Below are 20,927 nucleotides of genomic sequence, written 5' to 3'. Positions count from 1 at the left end.
TTACAATAAATCATAAAATTTACCTGGAAGAGTAGAAATTATTTGCTTCAATTCTAAATCTAATAAAGTTGGCATCAATTCGTAGGATTTCAAATTTAAGTCAAAAGACATTTTATCAATATGTTGTTTTCCATTGGTTTTGAGATAATTTACAATTAAATTTTCATCATCAGAAAACTCAATAAACAAATCTATTTGTTTTGGTTTCTTCTTCGAATTGAAGTTAAAATAATCAATAATATCTTTCGAATTTTCGACCAAATAAGCTTGATGAGATTTTATCAAATAATTACACCCAATACTCAACACATCGGTTGATTTCCCTGGTAAAGCAAATACTTCGCGATTATATTCATTTGCAAATTTTGCAGTCACCAAACTTCCTCCTTTAAAAGCAGACTCTACCACAATTGTAATATCCGACAAACCTGCAATAATCCGATTTCGTTGTAAAAAAGCTTCAGGTGAAGCAATTTTAAAACTTGGTTGCTCGGTAATCCAACCTCCTTTTTGTAAAATTTCAATCGCAATTTTTTTGTGAGCAACAGGATAAATTCGTTCAAAATTTGTTCCCATTACCGACCATGTTACAACATTATTTTTAAGCGCATTTGAATGTGCTTCAATATCGCAACCATACGCCAATCCACTCACAATTGTAACATCAAAATCAGCTAAACCTTCAATTAATTCAGTAATAAAATTTCGTCCATAATTGGTCATTTTTCGTGTTCCAACAATCGAAATCTTTTTATTACTGAGATGATTAAATTCTAAATTTCCTTTGCAAAAAATCACTAAAGGTGCATCAATACATTCTTTTAAGAATTGTGGATAAGCTTCATCATAAAAAGTTAAAATATTGATTTGATTATTTTTACAATATTCTATTTCGTTAAAAGCTAAATCTAACCATTTTTTATTCCCAAAATCTTTGCTTATTTGCTGTCCAATTCCCGAAATTTGCATCAAATCTTTTGGTTTACAATTCCAAGCAGCCGCTGCCGAACCAAAAAATTGAATAATTTTTCGAGCCGTGATATCGCCAATTCCTTTCTGGAAAGAAAGTGCTAAAATATATGGTAAATCGGTTTGCATTTTGTTAAATTATTAATATTAAACCAACTAAGAATAATTTTAAGTATTTATTTTTTGCTAAATCTAAAAAAAATGTTAATTTCGTAGTATGAGGTTAGAAGAGCATATTAGTCAATTATTATTTCAGCACGATTGTGTAATCGTTCCAAACTTTGGTGCGTTTATCTCAAACACTGCTAATGTGGCGTTTGACGAGCAAACAAACACATTTATTCCACCAAGAAAAGAGCTTTCTTTCAATACAACTTTAACAAAAAGTGATGGTGTTTTGGTTAATAAAATTGTAGAAGATGAGCCAATGTCTTTTGAAAATGCGCAAACATTTTTGAATGAACAAGTTTATTTTTGGCAAGAACATTTGAAAAATGGAAAAGTTTTAACCTTACAAAATATCGGATCATTACAATTTAATGACGCTGGAAAAATTGACTTCAAACCAGAAAATGCTCAAAATTATTTCATCGCCGCTTACGGTCTTTCAAATTTACAAGCCAATTACATTTTAGATTCGTCTAAAACTAAAACCTCTAACAAACACATGTCAAAATTTTTAGCCGCAGCCTCATTAATTCCCATTATTGTTGGTGGCTTCCTATATTTTAATACACCGCAACCCGTGCAAGAATTCGTAACGGAGCAATGGAGCGGTTTGGTTTTACCAATGATTGGTAAAGATGACGCAACCAAAACTGAAAAACCTACAGTGCAATACGATGTGTATAATATGCCACAAACCATTGCTGAACCTTCTTTGGTTGAATATCAAATTGCTGAAACCGTAACGAAAACAGATACAATTGAAACGCCTAAAAAAGTTGAAATTACAGTTGTAAAAGAAACGAAACTGAATGAGACTGAAAAGGAAATTACTGCAATTGTAAAGGAAAAACCTTCGACAAAAGAAGTTGTAAAAACAGAAACGAAAAAATTAACGAAAGTTGAAACTCCTAAAACAGCTGAAAAGAAAGTTGAGGACAAAAAAGAAATTGCAACTAAAACAACTGCAAAATCTAGCAATAAAAAATATCAAGTAATTGCGGCTTCATTAAAACGTCAAGAAGATGCTGATCGTTTGGTTGAAGAATTGAAAAAACAAGGTTACAAAGATGCTGGAATTTCTTATGTAAAAGGTCGCTATTATTATGTTACATATAGCAGCTTCAATAATATAGAAGAAGCGCAAAAATATATGAATGATGTGAATAAAAAGTCTCCTGGAACTTGGGTTAGAACTGAAAATTAAATCATTTTTTAATACAAAATAAATCGAAATAAGCTGCCTTTTGGGCAGCTTATTTCTTTGTTAGAATGAATATGAAAACTACTTCCAGCCTCCGCCTAAACTTTTGTAAATAGCGACAACTGTACTTAATTGTTTTTCTTTTGTTTCGATTAATTCCATTTTTGCATCCAATAAATCACGTTGAGTTGTTAACACTTCTAGATAATCTGCACGATTATTTTTGAACAACTGATTCGCAATATCAATAGATTCTACAAGTGCTTTCGCCTGTTTATCTTTGTACGAATAACTTTGTTCTAAATTATTAATCTTCGACATTTGATTTGACACTTCTAAATAAGCATTTAAAATCGTTTTATCATATTCGTACAACGCTTGTATTTGATGAGCATTTGCTGTATTAAACTCCGCTTTTATCGCACTTTTATTGATTAAAGGCGCAGCTAATTCTCCAGCCAATGAATACAAAATGGACTCTGGCATTTTTACCAAATAAGATGGTTTGAACGCATTTAGTCCTAAAGCCGCAGAAATATTAAGCGACGGATAAAACTCTGCACGAGCCACTTTCACATCTAAAGCAGAAGCTTTTAACTCTAATTCTGCTTGTTTGATATCAGGACGATTTGATAATAATTCAGAAGGAATTCCTGCATGCACTGTTTGTGGAATCAAATCCATAAAAGACGAACCATCACGTTTTATCGTTTGCGGATATCTTCCCAATAATGCATTAATTCTATTCTCAGTTTCTGTGATATCTTGTTTAATATTAAACTCTTCACTTTCTGATTTTAATAGCTCTGCTTCAAATTTTTTCACCGCTAATTCAGTTTCACGCGCTGCTTCCTTTTGAATTTTAACTACACGAAGTGATTCTTTCTGTAACTCAATATTTCGATGAATTAACTCCAATTGACTATCTAAAGACAATAATTCATAATAAGACGACGCGATCTCTGAAATTAAATTTGTCAAAACAAAATTCTTTCCTTCTACCGTTGATAAATATCGCGCAATCGAAGCATCTTTCGAATTACGTAATTTTTTCCAAATATCAACTTCCCAATCAGCGCTCAATCCAATCGCATAATCCATCAAAGGATCAGGCATTTCTTTCCCGGGTTTTATCTCAGTCGAAGCATCACCAGCACCTTGACTTGTATAACGACCAACTTTCTCAACTCCAATTCCTGCATTTGCTGAAACAGTTGGCGATAATTTTCCGTTTTTGTACAACACTTCATTTTTAGAAATCTCAATTTCTTGAAGTGTAATCATCAATTCTTGGTTATTTTTTAACGCTTCTTCAATCAAAACGACCAAATTTGGATCAGTAAAAAATTGTTTCCAAGGCGTTAACCCAGAACTTGGTGTATTATCATTTTGAACATTCTGATAAGCTTCTGGAATTTTTGGTGCTTGATGATTTTCAATCTCTTTGCTTACCGCAGGAGCTTTACAGCTCCAAATCATTGTTCCAAAAAGACTTATTGCAATTATATTTTTTAAACTATTTTTATTCATCTTCCGTGATTTCTTCTGTTAAAGGATTTTCATCTTCGTATTTCACCAATTGCATTTTATCCGCCAAAGCGCCAAACGCAACATACAAACCAGGCACAATAAACAACCCGAAAATAGTTCCGAACAACATTCCGCCTGCAGCAGCAGTACCAATTGTTCTATTTCCTACTGCTCCCGGACCAGAAGCAATAACCAACGGAATAAGACCTGCAATAAACGCAAATGATGTCATCAAAATTGGACGGAAACGAACACCCGCACCTTCAATCGCTGATTTTACAATTGATAAACCTTCGTTATGTTTTTGTACTGCAAACTCAATAATCAACACCGCATTTTTACCGAGAAGTCCAATCAACATCACCATTGCAACTTGTGCATAAATGTTATTCTCTAATCCTAATAATTTCAAGAAGAAAAATGCTCCGAAAATCCCTGTTGGTAATGAAATAATAACTGGTAAAGGCAAAATAAAACTTTCGTATTGTGCTGCTAAAATCATGTAAACGAAAATTAAACAGATGACAAAAATTATGACCGCTTCATTTCCACGAGAAACCTCATCTTTCGATATTCCTGCCCAATCAATTCCAAAACCACGAGGCAAAGTATTCTTAGCTACTTCATTAATCGCTGCAATCGCTTGTCCACTACTATAACCAGAAGCTGGCGTACCACTAATTTCTGCTGCATTATACATATTGTGACGCGTAATTTCTGATAAACCATATACTTTTTCAATTTTCATGAAAGCTGAATATGGAACCATTTCACCTTGATCATTTTTCACATACAATTTCAATAAATCTTCCGGTAGCGCACGATATTCTGGCGAAGCTTGTACCATCACTTTATAAGGTCGGTCAAATTTGATGAAACTTGTTTCGTAATTAGAACCAACTAATGTTGATAAATTATCCATCGCATTTTCGATCGAAACTCCTTTTTGTTCGGCAATATCATTATCAATTTTCAAGACATATTGAGGAAAGGAAGCACTATAAAATGTGAATACAGAGCTCAATTCTGGACGACGAGTTAATTCTTTTACAAAATCACGGCTCACTTCTTCCATTTTATGATAATCTCCACTACCCGCTTTATCCAATAATCTCAACTCGAAACCTCCTGCAGCTCCATATCCAGGAACAGATGGTGGTTGAAAATATTCGATATTCGCACCATTAATATTTCCAGCTTTTTCTTCTAATTCTTTGATGATTTCTTCCGCAGACTTAGAACGTTCGTCCCAACTTTTCAAGTTAATTAAACAAGTTCCAGAGTTTGCTCCTGTACCTTCTGTCAAAATCTCATAACCAGCCAAAGATGAAACTGATGAAACGCCATCAATTCCTTCCGCTATTTTTTGTAATTTTTGAGAAACTTCATTCGTTCTTTCTAACGTAGAACCTGGAGGTGTTTGAATAATTGCATAAAACATTCCTTGGTCTTCGTTTGGAATAAATCCAGAAGGCAAACTATTATTCAAAAAGAAAACTCCAGCGCAAAATGCAAGTAAAATTCCGAATGTAACAGTTCGTTTGTTAACTGTTTTGGTTAAAACTTTTTCGTATTTAAAAGAACCTTTGTTGAACAAATTATTAAACTTCAACAAAAATTTATTTAGCATCGTTTTCTTTCTTGGTTGATTATGATTATTTTTCAAAATCATTGCACACAAAGCTGGTGTAAGCGTTAAGGCAACAATTCCTGATAAAATAATTGATGTTGCCATCGTAATCGAAAATTGACGATAAAAAATTCCAACTGGACCAGACATAAACGCAACTGGAATAAAAACAGCTGCCATTACAAATGTGATTGCTATAATTGCTCCACTAATTTCGCGCATCGCTTCTTCCGTCGCTCGTAAAGGCGAGAGATTTTTCTCTTCCATCTTGGCGTGGACAGCCTCTATCACCACAATCGCATCATCGACGACAACTCCAATCGCCATAACTAAGGCAAATAATGAAATCAAGTTTAATGTAATTCCAAAGAAACTCATTAACGCAAAAGTTCCGACCAAAGAAACAGGAACCGCCAACGCAGGAATCAATGTAGAACGCCAGTCACCTAAGAATAAAAACACAACAATCCCAACTAAAACGAAAGCTTCAAAAAGTGTATGTACCACTTTTTCCATTGAAGCATCTAAGAATTTCGAAACGTCATATGAAATCTCGTAATCCATTCCTTTTGGTAAATTATTCTCTTTAAGATCAGCCATTAATGCTTTGATGTTTTTAATCACTTCACTCGCATTACTTCCGTACGATTGTTTTATCACAATTGCGGCAGAAGGTTTTCCGTTCAATGTTGAGTAAATATCATACATCGAACTTCCGAATTCTATATCAGCAACATCTTTTAAACGTAAGATTTCTCCATCAGGATTTGCTCTTAAAATGATGTTTCCATATTGTTCTTTTGTGTTATATCGACCTGAATATTTTAATACATATTCAAAAGCTTCTGAACGTTTTCCAGAACTTTCCCCTGTTTTCCCTGGCGAAGCTTCAATACTTTGTTCATCCAACGCTTTCATCACATCATCCGCAGAAATATTATAGGCTTGCATTCTATCTGGTTTTAACCAAACACGCATTGCATATTCTCGGTTTCCTAAAATATCTGCATCTCCAACTCCATTAATACGTTTCAACTCAGATAAAATATTGATATCTGCATAATTATATAAAAATTGTTGGTCAGCTTTTGGATCGTTACTGTACAAGTTAATGTACATCAACATGTTTGATTCTTCGCGTGTAATTTTCACTCCTTCGCGAACTACTAAAGGCGGAAGTTTATTGACAACCGAAGAAACACGGTTTTGCACATTTACAGCTGCAATATTGGGATCAGTTCCTAAATCAAATATCACTTGAATAGACGCTTCACCGTCATTCCCAGCATCAGATGTAATATATTTCATTCCTGGAACACCATTTAGCGCACGTTCTAATGGAATTACCACCGATTTGATTAATAATTCATTATTTGCACCCGGATATTCCGCTGTAATATTCACCTTTGGTGGCGAAATTGAAGGGAACTGCGTTACGGGTAATTTGACTAATGATAGAATTCCTAAGAAAACTATAATCAACGAAATGACAATCGATAGAACGGGTCTTCGAATAAATTTATCAAACATAACTTTGAATTTTTTAGATTAGTTTGATTTTAATTTCAACGATGAAAGAACTTTTCTTGGTGCAATAAATTTCGTTTTGATTTTATCATCATCTTTCACTTTCTGAACACCCTCTAACAAAATATTATCTTTCTCCGAAAGTCCGCTTTCTACCACATAAACATCAGGCATTTCTAGACCAATCGTGATATTTCTCGATTTGACAACACCATTTTTATCTACTACAAAAACATAGGTTTTATCTTGAATTTCGTAGGTTGCTTTTTGTGGAATTAATAAAGCATCATGTAACGGAACTGTCATTTTTACTTTCCCTGTTTCACCATTTCTTAACAGATGATTTGGATTTGCAAAACGTGCACGAAACGCAATATTTCCTGTTTCGTTGTTAAATTCTCCTTCTATCGTTTCTACCAAACCTTTTTCTGGTAAAGGTTTATTATTCGCCATAATCAACGAAACTTGTTTATTCGCTCTATCTTGAATATTTGTTTGATAATCTAAATATTCAGGTTCAGAAACGTTGAAATAAGCAAACATTGATGAGTTATCAGATAAATTTGTTAATAACATTCCTTCGTCAATCAAGCTTCCCAATTTCATAGGAATTCTATCAATAACACCAGAAAATGGTGCACGAATATCTGTAAATGATAAATGTAATTGAGCCAATTGCATTTCTGCTTTCGATTTTTCTAATCGTGCTTGCGCAATGGCTTTTTCGTTCTTAGAAACGACATTATTATCAGCCAAAGTTGCTGAATTTTGTAATTCAATTTGTGCCTCTTTTACCTCAGCTTTCGATTTTAAATATTCGGCTTGATACATCGAAGGCATAATGCGAAACAACAATTGACCAGCTTGTACATGTTGACCTTCATCCACAAAAACTTTTTGCAAATAACCTTTTTCTTGCGCACGAATTTCGATGTTTCGTACCGATTGAATTTGGGCTACATAATCCTTATCTACAATCGTATCCATTTTGATTGGCGTTGTGATTGGATAATCTTTCACTTCTTCTTTTTCCTGTTTTTTTGATGAACAACTTGTTGTCAACAATACAGTACTTAGAGCTACAAATAATGCGACTCTTTTCATAATTCTTCTAACTATTAAATGTAAAATTTGATGAAATGGATTTCTTGGCAGAAGTAGTTTTACCAAAAAATATTACATACAAAAATTGGTTAACATTCAGCTATTCATGAACTGAACACTAATTTTTGGTGTAATTTTAAAAATTTAAGAAATCAATCAAATTCTAATTGTACGTAACAAAATTTACTTACAACTCGAAAATTTGATGGTTTTATTGTAGAAGATGTGCTTCTTTCTTAAACCTTGAATCATAAAGTTTAAAACCAGAACAACACTTAATAGTTTGATACAAGTTTCTAAATCGATTTTGTTTGATGTCTGAAAATCATCATCAATCGTTTCGATACTTGGATTAAATTCTTGAAATTGATTTGAATTTGAAGTTTTAGAAAATTTAGTTTCAACAATTTTACTTGCGTGATAAATATGTGTATTATCGTTAACAACTGTCTGCGAAGTTAAATTTCCTTGAAAATGTTGAGTACCCGCAAACACTTTAGTTTCCGCAAAAAATAGCAGAAATAAAGCAGACAGCAAGTATGTGATAAACATTTTCATAATTCTGTTCAAATGTAAGACTTGAAATAATACAATAATCTATATTAACATTTTTTAACTATAAAATTTTATTGATTTAATAAAAAACTCAATTACAAATACTTAACACAACGATAATAACTGTTTCAAAACTCGAATATTTTGTTGAAATTTGCACCCAACAAACAAAAGTTTATGGCGAAAGCAAAAACAGCAAAAGAGTCGTTAGCAGTAATGACAAACTTGGTTTTACCGAATGAAACCAACAACTTAGGAAACATGTTCGGAGGCGAATTATTGGCTTCTATGGACAGAATTTCTTCTATTTCTGCGAAAATGCATGGTGGAAGTTTTTTGGTTGTAACAGCAAGTGTCAATCACGTTGCGTTTAACATTCCGATTCCGATGGGAAGTACAGTGAAGTTAGAATCTAAAGTAACTCGCGCATTCAAATCATCGATGGAAGTGTATGTTGATGTCTATGTTTACGATTACGAAAATTGTGTTTATAACCAAACAAATAGCGGTATTTATACATTTGTAGCCGTTGATAATGATAATAAACCTGTTCAAGTCCCTGAATTAATTCCAGAATCTGAACAAGAAATCGAGCGTTATGAAGCTGCTTTGCGTCGTAAACAATTAAGTTTGATTTTGGCTGGCAGAATGAATCCTGCTGATGCACACGAATTAAAATCGTTGTTTATTACAGAATAAAATAAAAAAGTCGAAACAATGTTTCGACTTTTTTATTGATATAATTTTTTAACCTTTTCCAGCTAAACGATCCACCACATATTCTATTTGTGTTTTCCCGTGTGGTTTTGGTTTTCCTTCTGCATCTAAATTTACCATCGTAATTCGATCGACTGTAATAATGGTTTCATGCGTCATTTTGTTACGTACTTCGCATTGTAAAACCAATGAAGTTGTTCCAAATTTCACCACTTCAATTCCAATTTCTACAATATCACCTTCACGAGCCGAAGCCATAAAGTTGATTTCCGACATATATTTGGTCACAACATGCGAATTTTCTAATTGCACAATGCTATACAACGCCGCTTCTTCATCAATCCAAGCCAAAAGCTTTCCTCCAAAAAGTGTTTTGTTTGGGTTAAGATCTTCTGGTTTTACCCATTTACGAGTGTGAAATTTCATAGTTTTCTATTTTAAGTTCTTGCTTATTTTCTGTTGCCAAATGATTCGCATCCGAAATAAACTTGACTAAATTTACAGCATATTTTCCATCTAACAAAGATTCATTATGACGGATTAACGCGTCAGAAATTTCGGCAATGGCGTTAGGATGAAAATTCTTTTGTTCAGTAGAAATTTTGTTTGAACAACACACATTTTTTAAATCAGAATAAATCATTTGATTAAGATATTGATCTCCAATCTTTATTGTTCCTTTTTCAGCAATAAGCGTGATATTACTTTCGAAATTTTTATTGAAAACTGACGTTGTATAAATCATATGTCCGATTGCTCCATCGGCAGTAAAATCAACACAACCCGAATCATCAAATTCTGTCACTTCTTGATGCGTAAAATTGAAACTTTTTGAATTTGTACAAATTACCTCATCAAACCAAAAATTCATGATATCAACAAAATGCGAAAATTGAGTAAATAAAACACCTCCATCCATTTCTTGGTTTCCGTGCCATTCACGCAACTTGTAATAATTCTTGTTACGATTCCAATAGCAATTAATATTCACCATGAAAATTTTCCCTAATGAATTATTATCTATCAAATTCTTTACATATTGCACAACTGGAGAAAAACGAAGCTGCATCGACGTAAAAACTCTAAGTTTCTTTTCGTCAGCAACTTTCAGTATTTCAGTAATATCTTCTACAGTTAATGCAATTGGTTTTTCAATCAAAACATTTTTTCCCGCTTTTAAACAACGAATCGCATGTTCGCGGTGCAAACCATTTGGCGTAGCAATCACAACAACATCAGTTTCTTGATCTTCGTTCAGAAAACTTTCAAGTGTTGAATAACCTTTGAAAGGTAAATCTTCTGGTAAATTGAAATCAATCACCGAAATTAATTGCGCATTTTCCGTTTCTTCTATCGCTTGTTGATGTACACGTCCAATATGACCGTAGCCTAAAATGGAAAAATTCTTCATTGAATTTATTTAATAATTTTTTCTAATATCTTTTGTGTGATTAGATAAGTTGGTTTTACACCTGTTAATCCTAAACCTCCAGAAGCCAATGTACTTCCTGTTTCTAACGGATTATCAGAAGCGTAATAAGCATACATTACTTTAACATCTTTATCGATGTGATGTCTAATTTTTGACGCAACCTGAATCGCTTTTTGATAATGCGCACCTTCCATTTCTAATCCAATCGCTTGGAAAGACGAATTTTTGAAATACTCTAAAACGTCTTTATTTTGTAATGATGTTCCTAAAACCGAAATCATTGGTCCTTCATAAACACCTAAACCTTGTCCTTCGAAATCTGCAGCGGTTAATTCGTTATCAAAAACATAATTATCTGTTGTTCCTTCGAAAACATGCGCTGTAGCAATCATTATATCACCTTTTATTCCTTCAAGAATACCAGCTTTACCCATAATCGCAACAGATTTTACATTCATTTTGAATTTTACATCTCCTACTTTGTATGGTTTCAACAACTCATCCATCGCCTCAAATGCTTGCTCACCAAAGGCATAATCCATCACAATAATCACCTCATTGTTCTTATCTTTTGCATAAGAAAATGCTGAATTTGCAATGTTTACTTTAGATAAATCAATAATTTGAACATCGATATTTGTTCCTGATTGATCTTTGATGTAAACTAAACCATTTTGTTGAGTGTATTCATTTAACGAATCGCGCAACATTTTGTTGTTTGCCGCACTCAAATCTTCGTAAATTTCTACACCATCATTTTTGTATTTTCTTTTTAATCCATCATAGGCATACAACATGTTAGACACACTATGCATATTAGCAGAAATGATGTGAATGTTTTTATCTTGAAGATTATTTTCGAATAATACACGTTTGATTTCATTCGCCCATTTTTCTCCAATCATATGATGACCAATCGATTCACGTAAAGTTGACGTAAATGTAATTTCACGTTTCTTTGTTCCGATACGATCTTGTTGGCTAGTATATCCCATCCAATAAACTACACGGAAAAAATAATCTTTGTCGTCTGCTTTACTGAAATAATGATGAATTTCTTGTGTTTCTTCAAATGTTCTTCCTAAAATCGTCGATAAATGCATCAAAGCAACTTCGCGTTCTTTTCGAGAAATTTCAACTTCATTAAATGCAACATTTTCGATAAATTCCCACGCTCTACTTTTAGAAAGTGTTTCGTTACTGAATGCTCTATTTCTGATTTTATCTGCCTCGTTATATAAAAACGTTAAGTGCGTCAACACATCATAGATATCAGAACGACCGCGAGAAATTTCGATATTCATTTGATCATCATCAATTCTATAGCAAAAACGACGACGTTTTGCAGGAATAATTGGTGTGAAAATAGAACGATCATAGCCTTCGTCAGATGTAAAAGACACATAAGGTGTTTCTACAATTCCTTCTGGTAAACGATCTAAAACGTACATTAATCCGCTTAATTCTACTTTGTTTGGATCTGTCATTGATCCGTAGATTTCAGGATTGATTTCGAATAATAAATTTCTTAATATTTTTCCAGGCGCACCAGATGGACGGTACACTCCTCTATGAAATAAATGACGCATAGAGATATATAATCTTTCAATAGCGTCAGTAGATCTTCTTGCTCTTGTTATTGACATAATAATTTTTTTTTTACTTTTTTTGGTTGTTTAATTCTTGTTGAATGTCCATTAATTCATCGTACCATTCTTGTCCAAATTTTCGGACCAACGAATCTTTTGCAAATGTTGCAACATTCACTTTCAATTCTTTTCCTAAGGTACAAGCATCTGAGCAGATATCCCATACATCATAGTTCACAGAAGTGAAATTTGAATATTCCTTAACACGAACTGGATACAAATGACAAGAAATTGGTTTTTTATAATCGACCTTTCCGTCTTCGTATGCTTTTTCAATACCGCATTTTGAAAAACCATTTTCTTCGAAAACTAAATAGGCGCATTCGCGATTATTGACTAATGGAGTTACCCAATCGCCGTCAGTATCCATTGTGTATTTACCTTCTTGCTCAATCACCGCAATTCCTTCGGGACGCAAATAAGGTTTTACATCTTCATAAATATCGTCTAATACAGTTAGTTCGTCATCATTCAAAGGCGCTCCTGCGTCACCTTCTACACAACAAATCCCTTTACATTTGTTAAGATTACAAACAAAATCTTCATTTAGTAGTTCTTCAGATACAAGGGTTTTTCCTATTTGGAACATGTTACATTAAATTTTGTAACATGCAAAGGTACGGAAAATTCCTCAGAAAAATGTAATTTTGTAAAAGAATAATGGATAATCTACTTTCAAAAATCAATCATCCTAAGGAACTTAGGACTTTTGAAGCGTCTCAATTAACTGCTTTAGCTCACGAGATGCGCGAGTTTATTTTGGATACTTTGAGTGTAAAACCAGGACATTTAGGTGCTAGTTTGGGTGTGATTGAATTAACGATTGCATTACATTATCACTACAATACACCTAAAGATTTGTTGATTTGGGATGTAGGTCATCAATGTTATCCACATAAAATTTTGACTGGTCGTCAACAAATTTTCGATTCTCTTCGTCAGAAAGATGGTATTTCTGGTTTTCCAACGCGTACAGAAAGTGAGTTTGATACATTTGGAACGGGACATTCTTCTACATCTATTTCAGCAATTGTTGGGATGGCAACAGCAGATAAAATCAATCAAATCAATAGAAAACATATTGCAATTATTGGTGACGCATCAATTACTTCTGGAATGAGTTTAGAAGCATTGAATCACCTTGGATCGACAGATTTGGATGTTTTAGTGATTTTGAATGATAATGATATCGGAATTGATCCTTCGGTTGGTGGTTTGAAAAAACATTTTAAATCATTAGAAAATCAATCCGAAAATATCTTTACCAATTTTGGTTTAAATTTCATCGGAACAATTGATGGGCACAACTTTGATGAATTACTGAATGCTTTCAATAAAGCTGATTCAATCAGAGGTCCAAAAGTTTTACACATCAAAACAACAAAAGGAAAAGGTTACGAACAAGCCGAAATCGATCAAGTAAAATGGCATGCTCCTGGTTTGTTCGATAAAGAAACGGGTGAAATAAAATCGAAGAAAAAAGAAAAATCGTATCAAGATGTTTTTGGAAAAACCATGCATCAATTACTTGAAAATAATTCACAAATTGTAGCCATAACGCCTGCTATGTTAACAGGAAGCAATTTAGTAAAATGTCATCAAGATTTCCCAAAACGAGTTTTTGATGTCGGAATTGCAGAACAACATGCGGTAACGTTTGCAGCTGGTCTGGCGACGCAAAACACCATTCCGTATTGTATGATTTATTCGACATTTTTACAACGTGCCTACGACCAAGTGATACACGATGTAGCGTTACAGAATCTACCAGTTGTGTTTTGTATTGATCGTGCAGGATTCGTTGGTACAGATGGCGCAACGCATCATGGTTATTTTGATATAGCATATTTACGCGAAATTCCAAATATGATTGTGTCTTCGCCTCGAAACGAAAAAGATTTCAAAAATCTATTGTATACAGCACAGTTTACAACTCGTCCTTTTGCAATTCGTTATCCAAAAAATAATATCCAAACAAGTAATTCTAAAGTCGAAAAAATAGAAATCGGTAAATCTGAAATTATTTTTGAAGGAAATCAATTAGCAATTCTTTCGACTGGATTGATTAGTTCTCGAATCGAAGAAATTATCATCCAAAATCATCTTCAAGATAAAGTTGCTTTGATTGATTTTCCTTTTATCAAACCTTTAGATGAATCTCGTTTAAAAGCTATTTCGTTGAAATATTCTACCATACTAACTTTTGAAGATGGGATTAAAAAAGGAGGTTTTGGAAGTGGAATTTTAGAGTTTCTGAATTCAATACATTACAAAGGAAATATTACAATCAACGGTTATCCAGACGAATTTATCGAACACGCTTCGATTACCGAATTAGAAGAAATCGTTGGTTTGGATGATGAATCAATTTTGGAAATGATAAAAAGTTATTTGTAATGGAAAATGAGTATTTAGAAAAAGCTTTAGTTGGTTTTTTATTAGGTCTAGGAATGTTAATATTTATATCTCCTTTCTATTATCCATATTATAAAAATAAAAAATCGAAACCTAAATTTGGAATTGATTATGCAGTAAAAAGAGAAAATAAATTAGACCATTTAAAAGACGGTTTTAAAGTTTTAGCTTATAATCGATTAATAGGTGGAATTATAATAGGATTTTTCCTGATAATTTCTTCAATTGTCTATTTGGTTTTAGGAATTATTGAATATTTTTAAACTTAATAATTTTCGGTACGAGAGTTGTAATAGCTTTTTCTAATTTATAAGCACAACAACAATGAAAAAAATAATCGGTTTATCTTTTATAGCAGTATTGTTAACATTGCAATCTTGCGGTACAACAAGCAACATGCAAGAATTCTACAAAAAATATGATAATCAATCTACTGTAATTCCTTTACCTTCTTTTGCGTTGAAATTAGCTGGAAAAGCTGGTGGAACAGATTTATTTAATTATTTAAAATCGGCTAAAGTTTTTGTTGTTTCAGATGCTGGACAAGGAAAGCAAAAAAGAATCATGAATGATTTGCAGTCATCTATGCGTGGTGAAAAATATGAGAACTTAGTAAAATTCAAAGCGAAAGACAGCCGTTTGAACATTTCATTACAAGAAGATGGCGGACGAGTTAAGAAAATGATTTTTGGAATTAACGGTTTACGAAATGTATTGGTTATCGATTCGAAATTAGATATTCCTAGAACAGATTTAGACAAAATTTTGGACAAAGTTTCGGCTGAAGATATTGCAGATTTAGCAGATATTTTGAAATAATATAGGAAGCCAGCTAATTTGCTGGCTTTTTCTTTTGAAATTACTTTGTAACTTTGTCGCATGAGTGGAAAATTATATTTGGTTCCGACGCCAATCGGAAATTTAGGAGATATGACATTTAGAGCGGTTGATGTGCTAAAAGAATCAGATGTGATTTTGGCAGAAGACACGCGAAATAGTGGTATTTTACTGAAACATTTCGAAATTTCTACTCCAATGCGTAGCTATCATATGCACAATGAGCATCAAGCAACTGAGGATATTATTCGTCAGTTAAAAGATGGTCAAATCATTTCGATTATTACAGATGCTGGAACTCCAGGTATTTCTGACCCAGGTTATTTGTTAGCCAAGGAGTGTGTGGCAAATAATATTGTAATAGAATGTCTACCAGGTGCAACCGCTTTTGTTCCTGCATTAGTTGTTTCTGGATTACCAAATAACGAATTTACTTTTGTCGGATTTTTACCTGTAAAAAAAGGAAGAAAATCTAAATTAGATTCATTGTTAGAAGAAAAGAAAACGATGATTTTCTACGAATCTCCACATAAAATTGGACGCACATTAAAAGATTTAGCCGAAGCTTTTGGAGCTGAACGCAAAGCAAGTTTATCACGCGAAATCTCGAAAAAATTTGAAGAAACTTTACGCGGAACATTAACTGAATTAGCCGAAATAGCTGAAAAAAGAAATTTAAAAGGTGAAATGGTTTTGGTTATAGAAGGGAATCATTAATCGTTGAAACGAATATCTTTGATATTCAATTGCCAAGTTCCTTTTCCTTGCCAATAATTCATTCCGATTGTGTAAACCATATCAAACGATTGTCCTTTCTCTAATTTTGGTCCAAATTTCCCTAATTTGAAACCAATCGCAGGAAACGTAATACGTGTATCGCGCTGATGTACGTACAAACGCGCGTGTTCTTTACCAACTAATCGGAAATCGGTTGCCAATAAATCCTTTGAAATAAAAACTGGATTCATATTATCTGGTCCAAAAGGCGCCATTCGCATCACCGATTCCAAGAAAGAACGCGTCATATCATTAAAAGAAATTTCTTTATCGATCAAAATTGATGGCGTAAAATGTTTTCCATTCGACATTTCTTTCACTGTTTGATCAAATCTAATCTTGAATTCTTCAAAATTTTCTTCTTTCATTGCCAAACCAGCAGCAGCCATATGTCCACCAAACTGTGTTAACAAATCTTTGTTTTTTTCGATTGCCGAATGTATGTCAAACTCTTGAATAGAGCGAGCCGAACATACAATTTCGCCTTCATTATTCTTCGTGCAAACAATGGTTGGTTTATAATACAAATCGACCAAACGAGAAGCAACAATTCCGATTACTCCTTTATTCCAAGAAGCATCGTAAACAATGGTCGAATATTTTTCTTTGGTATTAATTTGATTCAGTTGAAAAAGTGCATCATGTGTCATATCAAGATCCAAGGTTTTGCGTTCATTATTTAATGAATTTATATCATTCAAATATTTACGGCAATCCTCTTCATCTGTACTCAACATAAAACGAACCGCTTCCGAACCGTGTTTTATACGACCTGCAGCATTAATTTTTGGCGCAATAGAAAAAACAACATTCGAAATATTGACATTATTTTTAATATTAGTCGGAATTAATTGCTGAAAAGCTAAACGAGGTTCTGAATTTAATCGTTTCAAACCAGCAAAAGCCAATACACGATTTTCTCCTGTAATCGGAACAATATCAGCCGCAATACTTACTGCAACTAAATCTAAAAATGGTAAAAGATTTTCTTTCGGAAGATTGAATTTCTCTGTATAAGCTTGCACCAATTTAAACCCAACGCCACAACCGCTCAAATCTTTGTAAGGATAACGACAACCCTTTTGTTTCGGATCTAAAACCGCGTAGGCTTTTGGCACAGAACGATCTGGCAAATGGTGATCACAAATAATATAATCGATGCCTTTTGATTGAGCATATTTTATTTCTTCGTGTGCTTTTATTCCACAATCTAAAGCAATTACAAGTGAAATATTGTTTTGTACAGCGAATTCTATACTTTGTTGAGAGATTCCATAACCTTCATTATTTCGGTCTGGAATATAAAAAAAGACTTTCGAGTAGATAGAAGTCAGAAATTCGTAAAACAAAGTTACAGCTGTCGTTCCATCTACATCGTAGTCTCCAAATATTAAGATATTTTCTTCATCATCAATTGCATTTTTGATACGTGAAACCGCATCAGACATTCCTTTCATCAAAAAAGGATCATGCAATTCGTCTAAGGATGGATTAAAATACGATTTGGCTTGAGCAAAATTCGTAATTCCACGTTGGACTAATAAAATAGCAAGCACCTCAGATATGTTAAGCGATTCTCTTAAATCCTTAACAACTTCAGTATTGGGCTGTTCTTTTATTTCCCATCTTTTTTCCATCTCTTTAATTTACATATTTTTTAATTAGAGAGAAGGGTAAAGCGAATATTATTTTGATTTATTTGCTTCTTTCACGTATTTATCTAACGCCATTGTCATTGAAGGCGTTTGTGGTGTTGGCACCTCAATGTCTACACGTAATCCCATCTCTTTTGCTTGATCTACTGTCGATTTTCCGAAAACGGCAATTCTTGTATTTTCTTGCACGAAATCTGGGAAATTTTCAAATAATGATTTGATTCCTGAAGGTGTAAAGAATACTAAAATATCGTATTTTACATCAGACAAATCAGATAAATCACTCGATACAGTTCTAAACAAAGTTGCTTTTTGCCAAGTTAATCCTAAACTATCTAATAAAGTAGGAACATTTGGTTTTAAAACATCAGATGCTGGTAATAAGAAGTTTTCGTCTTTGTGCTTTTTAAATAAAGGCACCATATCCGCAAAAACTTTTTCTCCAATATAAATTTTACGTTTTCTGTAAACAATGTATTTCTGTAAATAGAATGCAATTGCTTCTGATTCGCAAAAATATTTCATAGAGTCAGGAACAGTAAAGCGCATTTCTTCTGCTAAACGAAAAAAATGATCAATAGCGTTTCTACTTGTAAAAATTACAGCAGTCACTTTGCTAAAGTCAATTTTTTGTTGTCTTACTTCTTTAGCGTCTATTCCGACAACTTGGATAAATGGTCTAAAATCAATTTTGATTTTATTTCTTTTTTCAATCTCGTAGTATGGCGAGTTTTCTGCCTGAGGCTTAGGTTGAGATACTAATATTGATTTAACTTTCATAGTAATTTTAGATTACTTTACCTACAATTAATAGTTTTGCTAATACCATTATAGGTAAAATTTCTAGGGTGCAAAGGTACAAAATATTATAATACCAAACTGATTTATTGTCACTTATTTGTTTTGCATATATATGATAAATTTCGAATATTCTATTCAAAAACAACAAAATAAAGCCAATCACCATCAAGTAATCTTTGTTAATTTGTGTGTAAAAAAACAAAAAACAAATAATAAGTAAGAGTAAAACATTTTTTGCATTAACAAAACTCGAACTTTTCATAAAATATGAAAGAGAACTAGATTCGTAGAAAACACGATAAAAAATTACCTCAATCATCAACCTAAAGAGCATAATCAAACTGATTACACCAAAGGTAATTCCGACACGTGAAAGATAATAAAACTTAAAATTTGGAATATGATTATACGTAATATCAAAATACGAAACCAACAACAAACTTATCAGTAAAACCGTCACACCATTGACAATAAAACTAAATAAGGTCGTATTATCATCTGTAAAACTCATGTATTCGGTTTTATTATCTAGCGTTTTGAAATTTTTAGCAAACAAGTATTTTGCTGCACAAACCAATAACAAACACACCGTCAAAGCAATAAGAACAGTATCATTGCCAAGTGTATTTTTTCCTATCGAGATTAAATCGTTTGTTTTCATAATTTTTTCAAAAATACAAAAGACTAACAATCTTATAACTATCTTTATGCCCACAAAATAATATTTATGTCGGACAAATTAGTTATTATCCCGACCTATAACGAAAAAGAAAACATAGAAGCCATTATTCGTGCAGCTTTGGCTGTTGACGGAGCATTTGATGTGCTTATTGTTGACGACAGTTCCCCAGACGGAACGAATGATATTGTAAAACGTTTGATTCCTGAGTTTAATGGACGTTTGCATTTAGAAATTCGTACCACAAAAGATGGTTTAGGACGCGCTTATGTACATGGATTTAAGTGGGCTTTAGCAAATAATTACGAATATATTTTCGAAATGGATGCCGATTTTTCGCATAATCCAAATGATTTACCTCGCTTATACCAAGCTTTAGCAGATGGTGCCGATTTAGCTATTGGCTCACGCTATTCTAATGGTGTAAATGTTGTGAATTGGCCAATGAACAGAGTTTTATTGTCTTATTTTGCGTCGAAATATGTGAGCATCATCACGCGATTACCTGTTCATGATGCTACAGCAGGGTTTGTTGGTTATAGAGCAAACGTGTTGAAGTCTCTGGATTTGGATAAAATACAATTCAAAGGGTATGGATTTCAGATTGAAATGAAGTACAAAACTTGGATTAAAAAATTTACACTCAAAGAAGTTCCAATTATATTTACAGACAGAACTTTAGGCGAATCAAAAATTAGTTCTGATATTATTGGAGAAGCCGTTTTTGGTGTAATTTCGTTACGATTAAGAAAAATATTTGGCAAATTATGAAAAACTTGATCTTTTTATCACTGATTTTTTTGAGTATTTTTAGTTGCGCACCAAAAAATTACGACAAACCAAAAGATCTCATCGGTAAATCTGAAATGATTGATATTCTTACTGATTTATATATTAGTCAACAAGGCTTGCAGATGTTTCCTACTCAACAACAAGATCAAAGTATAGATTTAGCAAAAGATGCCGTAGATATTATGAAAAGTTATGATATCACGTTTCATCAATTTTCTGAGAGTTACAAATATTATATGATGCAGCCTGAAAAATTCAAAGAAATGCTAAATGATGTGAAAAAAAATCTTGAAGATAAATTATCTGACGAAGAAAAAGAGCGTCAAAAAAATCAAAAGAATAGCTTAAATAATACTATAGAAGCAGAAAAATAACAAAAAACCTCAAGTGAATCGCTTGAGGTTTTTTTTGTTTACTATATTTTAGTATACATAATTTTTTTTTAAATAAAATCGAGGCTTTCCAAATGGAAAACCTCTAAAAATGTTA

Annotated in this window: 20 protein-coding genes; 8 read left to right on the top strand and 12 right to left on the bottom strand. The window is 32.9% G+C overall.

The genetic code is table 11. The annotated features are described in order from the left end of the window. Positions 1-1,098 (bottom strand): DNA-processing protein DprA, encoded by a 1,098-nt coding sequence (dprA, locus tag G0Q09_RS04030; RefSeq protein WP_219034050.1) that lies wholly within the window; start codon positions 1,096-1,098, stop codon positions 1-3. Between the two features lie 88 nt (positions 1,099-1,186). On the opposite strand from dprA, the gene G0Q09_RS04025 reads away from it, so the two are divergent. Continuing rightward, positions 1,187-2,341, top strand: coding sequence for an HU domain-containing protein (locus G0Q09_RS04025; protein WP_114998158.1), 1,155 nt, complete (start codon positions 1,187-1,189; stop codon positions 2,339-2,341). Positions 2,342-2,419: 78 nt separating this feature from the next. On the opposite strand, the gene G0Q09_RS04020 is transcribed toward G0Q09_RS04025, so the two are convergent. From G0Q09_RS04020 to G0Q09_RS04005, 4 genes are all read right to left on the bottom strand, one after another. Further along, positions 2,420-3,868: a TolC family protein gene (locus tag G0Q09_RS04020; RefSeq protein WP_219034049.1), complete on the bottom strand. Its 1,449-nt coding sequence runs from the start codon at positions 3,866-3,868 to the stop codon at positions 2,420-2,422. Further along, positions 3,861-7,028, bottom strand: a complete 3,168-nt coding sequence (locus G0Q09_RS04015; protein WP_125349975.1) for an efflux RND transporter permease subunit — start codon at positions 7,026-7,028, stop codon at positions 3,861-3,863. The genes G0Q09_RS04020 and G0Q09_RS04015 overlap by 8 nt, the downstream gene beginning before the upstream one ends. Positions 7,029-7,046: 18 nt before the next feature. Then, positions 7,047-8,129: an efflux RND transporter periplasmic adaptor subunit gene (locus G0Q09_RS04010; protein ID WP_219034048.1), complete on the bottom strand. Its 1,083-nt coding sequence runs from the start codon at positions 8,127-8,129 to the stop codon at positions 7,047-7,049. Between the two features lie 183 nt (positions 8,130-8,312). Further along, entirely contained in the window at positions 8,313-8,681 is a 369-nt protein-coding gene (locus tag G0Q09_RS04005) for a hypothetical protein (RefSeq protein WP_219034047.1), read from the bottom strand. 180 nt (positions 8,682-8,861) lie between these two features. Between G0Q09_RS04005 and G0Q09_RS04000 the strand changes: the two genes are divergently transcribed. Then, entirely contained in the window at positions 8,862-9,383 is a 522-nt protein-coding gene (locus tag G0Q09_RS04000; RefSeq protein WP_219034046.1) for an acyl-CoA thioesterase, read from the top strand. Between the two features lie 48 nt (positions 9,384-9,431). Here the strand turns inward: G0Q09_RS04000 and G0Q09_RS03995 are convergent, their stop codons facing one another. The 4 genes from G0Q09_RS03995 to G0Q09_RS03980 are packed head-to-tail and all read right to left on the bottom strand — an operon-like array spanning position 9,432 to position 13,071. Continuing rightward, positions 9,432-9,827, bottom strand: a complete 396-nt coding sequence (locus tag G0Q09_RS03995; protein WP_038336752.1) for an acyl-CoA thioesterase — start codon at positions 9,825-9,827, stop codon at positions 9,432-9,434. Continuing rightward, a complete protein-coding gene (locus G0Q09_RS03990) occupies positions 9,808-10,812 on the bottom strand; it encodes a Gfo/Idh/MocA family protein (protein ID WP_219034045.1) in 1,005 nt (334 codons plus the stop codon). The genes G0Q09_RS03995 and G0Q09_RS03990 overlap by 20 nt, the downstream gene beginning before the upstream one ends. Before the next feature lie 5 nt (positions 10,813-10,817). After that, on the bottom strand, positions 10,818-12,479 hold the full coding sequence (locus tag G0Q09_RS03985; RefSeq protein ID WP_125349979.1) for a DUF6909 family protein: 1,662 nt from the start codon (positions 12,477-12,479) through the stop codon (positions 10,818-10,820). A gap of 13 nt (positions 12,480-12,492) precedes the next feature. Beyond that, complete coding sequence (locus G0Q09_RS03980; RefSeq protein ID WP_219034044.1) at positions 12,493-13,071, bottom strand: DUF3109 family protein; 579 nt, start codon at positions 13,069-13,071, stop codon at positions 12,493-12,495. Between the two features lie 71 nt (positions 13,072-13,142). On the opposite strand from G0Q09_RS03980, the gene G0Q09_RS03975 reads away from it, so the two are divergent. The 4 genes from G0Q09_RS03975 (at position 13,143) to rsmI (ending at position 16,451) form a co-directional block, all read left to right on the top strand. Continuing rightward, positions 13,143-14,879 carry a 1-deoxy-D-xylulose-5-phosphate synthase gene (locus G0Q09_RS03975; RefSeq protein ID WP_219034043.1) on the top strand — a complete coding sequence of 579 codons (1,737 nt, stop codon included), beginning with the start codon at positions 13,143-13,145 and terminating at the stop codon, positions 14,877-14,879. Beyond that, a complete protein-coding gene (locus tag G0Q09_RS03970; protein ID WP_219034042.1) occupies positions 14,879-15,160 on the top strand; it encodes a hypothetical protein in 282 nt (93 codons plus the stop codon). The genes G0Q09_RS03975 and G0Q09_RS03970 overlap by 1 nt, the downstream gene beginning before the upstream one ends. Before the next feature lie 61 nt (positions 15,161-15,221). Then, on the top strand, positions 15,222-15,716 hold the full coding sequence (locus tag G0Q09_RS03965) for a DUF4252 domain-containing protein (RefSeq protein ID WP_038336746.1): 495 nt from the start codon (positions 15,222-15,224) through the stop codon (positions 15,714-15,716). A 60-nt stretch (positions 15,717-15,776) separates the two neighbouring features. After that, on the top strand, positions 15,777-16,451 hold the full coding sequence (gene rsmI, locus G0Q09_RS03960; RefSeq protein WP_125349982.1) for a 16S rRNA (cytidine(1402)-2'-O)-methyltransferase: 675 nt from the start codon (positions 15,777-15,779) through the stop codon (positions 16,449-16,451). Here rsmI and recJ read toward each other — a convergent pair. The 3 genes from recJ to G0Q09_RS03945 are packed head-to-tail and all read right to left on the bottom strand — an operon-like array spanning position 16,448 to position 19,628. After that, on the bottom strand, positions 16,448-18,148 hold the full coding sequence (gene recJ, locus G0Q09_RS03955; protein WP_219034041.1) for a single-stranded-DNA-specific exonuclease RecJ: 1,701 nt from the start codon (positions 18,146-18,148) through the stop codon (positions 16,448-16,450). The genes rsmI and recJ overlap by 4 nt on opposite strands. 48 nt (positions 18,149-18,196) lie before the next feature. Continuing rightward, entirely contained in the window at positions 18,197-18,946 is a 750-nt protein-coding gene (locus G0Q09_RS03950) for a uroporphyrinogen-III synthase (RefSeq protein ID WP_019974792.1), read from the bottom strand. A 7-nt stretch (positions 18,947-18,953) separates the two neighbouring features. Then, complete coding sequence (locus G0Q09_RS03945; RefSeq protein WP_219034040.1) at positions 18,954-19,628, bottom strand: DUF4271 domain-containing protein; 675 nt, start codon at positions 19,626-19,628, stop codon at positions 18,954-18,956. Between the two features lie 66 nt (positions 19,629-19,694). Between G0Q09_RS03945 and G0Q09_RS03940 the strand changes: the two genes are divergently transcribed. Both G0Q09_RS03940 and G0Q09_RS03935 read left to right on the top strand, forming a co-directional pair. Next, on the top strand, positions 19,695-20,417 hold the full coding sequence (locus G0Q09_RS03940) for a polyprenol monophosphomannose synthase (RefSeq protein ID WP_219034039.1): 723 nt from the start codon (positions 19,695-19,697) through the stop codon (positions 20,415-20,417). Beyond that, the gene (locus tag G0Q09_RS03935; protein WP_219034038.1) at positions 20,414-20,812 is read left to right on the top strand and encodes a DUF4296 domain-containing protein; all 399 of its coding nucleotides are present in this window, start codon (positions 20,414-20,416) and stop codon (positions 20,810-20,812) included. The genes G0Q09_RS03940 and G0Q09_RS03935 overlap by 4 nt, the downstream gene beginning before the upstream one ends. Positions 20,813-20,927 lie beyond the last annotated feature (115 nt).

Source organism: Empedobacter falsenii (assembly GCF_019308355.1).
Classification (GTDB): Bacteria; Bacteroidota; Bacteroidia; order Flavobacteriales; family Weeksellaceae; genus Empedobacter; species Empedobacter falsenii_B.
The sequence above is the reverse complement of the archived record's forward strand: the minus strand, read 5'-3'. Positions and strand labels throughout refer to the sequence as shown.

Coding starts and splice junctions, on each gene's coding strand:
- dprA (WP_219034050.1), bottom strand. CDS start 1,098: ATGCAAACCGATTTACCATATATTTTAGCACTTTCTTTCCAGAAAGGA.
- G0Q09_RS04025 (WP_114998158.1), top strand. CDS start 1,187: ATGAGGTTAGAAGAGCATATTAGTCAATTATTATTTCAGCACGATTGT.
- G0Q09_RS04020 (WP_219034049.1), bottom strand. CDS start 3,868: ATGAATAAAAATAGTTTAAAAAATATAATTGCAATAAGTCTTTTTGGA.
- G0Q09_RS04015 (WP_125349975.1), bottom strand. CDS start 7,028: ATGTTTGATAAATTTATTCGAAGACCCGTTCTATCGATTGTCATTTCG.
- G0Q09_RS04010 (WP_219034048.1), bottom strand. CDS start 8,129: ATGAAAAGAGTCGCATTATTTGTAGCTCTAAGTACTGTATTGTTGACA.
- G0Q09_RS04005 (WP_219034047.1), bottom strand. CDS start 8,681: ATGTTTATCACATACTTGCTGTCTGCTTTATTTCTGCTATTTTTTGCG.
- G0Q09_RS04000 (WP_219034046.1), top strand. CDS start 8,862: ATGGCGAAAGCAAAAACAGCAAAAGAGTCGTTAGCAGTAATGACAAAC.
- G0Q09_RS03995 (WP_038336752.1), bottom strand. CDS start 9,827: ATGAAATTTCACACTCGTAAATGGGTAAAACCAGAAGATCTTAACCCA.
- G0Q09_RS03990 (WP_219034045.1), bottom strand. CDS start 10,812: ATGAAGAATTTTTCCATTTTAGGCTACGGTCATATTGGACGTGTACAT.
- G0Q09_RS03985 (WP_125349979.1), bottom strand. CDS start 12,479: ATGTCAATAACAAGAGCAAGAAGATCTACTGACGCTATTGAAAGATTA.
- G0Q09_RS03980 (WP_219034044.1), bottom strand. CDS start 13,071: ATGTTCCAAATAGGAAAAACCCTTGTATCTGAAGAACTACTAAATGAA.
- G0Q09_RS03975 (WP_219034043.1), top strand. CDS start 13,143: ATGGATAATCTACTTTCAAAAATCAATCATCCTAAGGAACTTAGGACT.
- G0Q09_RS03970 (WP_219034042.1), top strand. CDS start 14,879: ATGGAAAATGAGTATTTAGAAAAAGCTTTAGTTGGTTTTTTATTAGGT.
- G0Q09_RS03965 (WP_038336746.1), top strand. CDS start 15,222: ATGAAAAAAATAATCGGTTTATCTTTTATAGCAGTATTGTTAACATTG.
- rsmI (WP_125349982.1), top strand. CDS start 15,777: ATGAGTGGAAAATTATATTTGGTTCCGACGCCAATCGGAAATTTAGGA.
- recJ (WP_219034041.1), bottom strand. CDS start 18,148: ATGGAAAAAAGATGGGAAATAAAAGAACAGCCCAATACTGAAGTTGTT.
- G0Q09_RS03950 (WP_019974792.1), bottom strand. CDS start 18,946: ATGAAAGTTAAATCAATATTAGTATCTCAACCTAAGCCTCAGGCAGAA.
- G0Q09_RS03945 (WP_219034040.1), bottom strand. CDS start 19,628: ATGAAAACAAACGATTTAATCTCGATAGGAAAAAATACACTTGGCAAT.
- G0Q09_RS03940 (WP_219034039.1), top strand. CDS start 19,695: ATGTCGGACAAATTAGTTATTATCCCGACCTATAACGAAAAAGAAAAC.
- G0Q09_RS03935 (WP_219034038.1), top strand. CDS start 20,414: ATGAAAAACTTGATCTTTTTATCACTGATTTTTTTGAGTATTTTTAGT.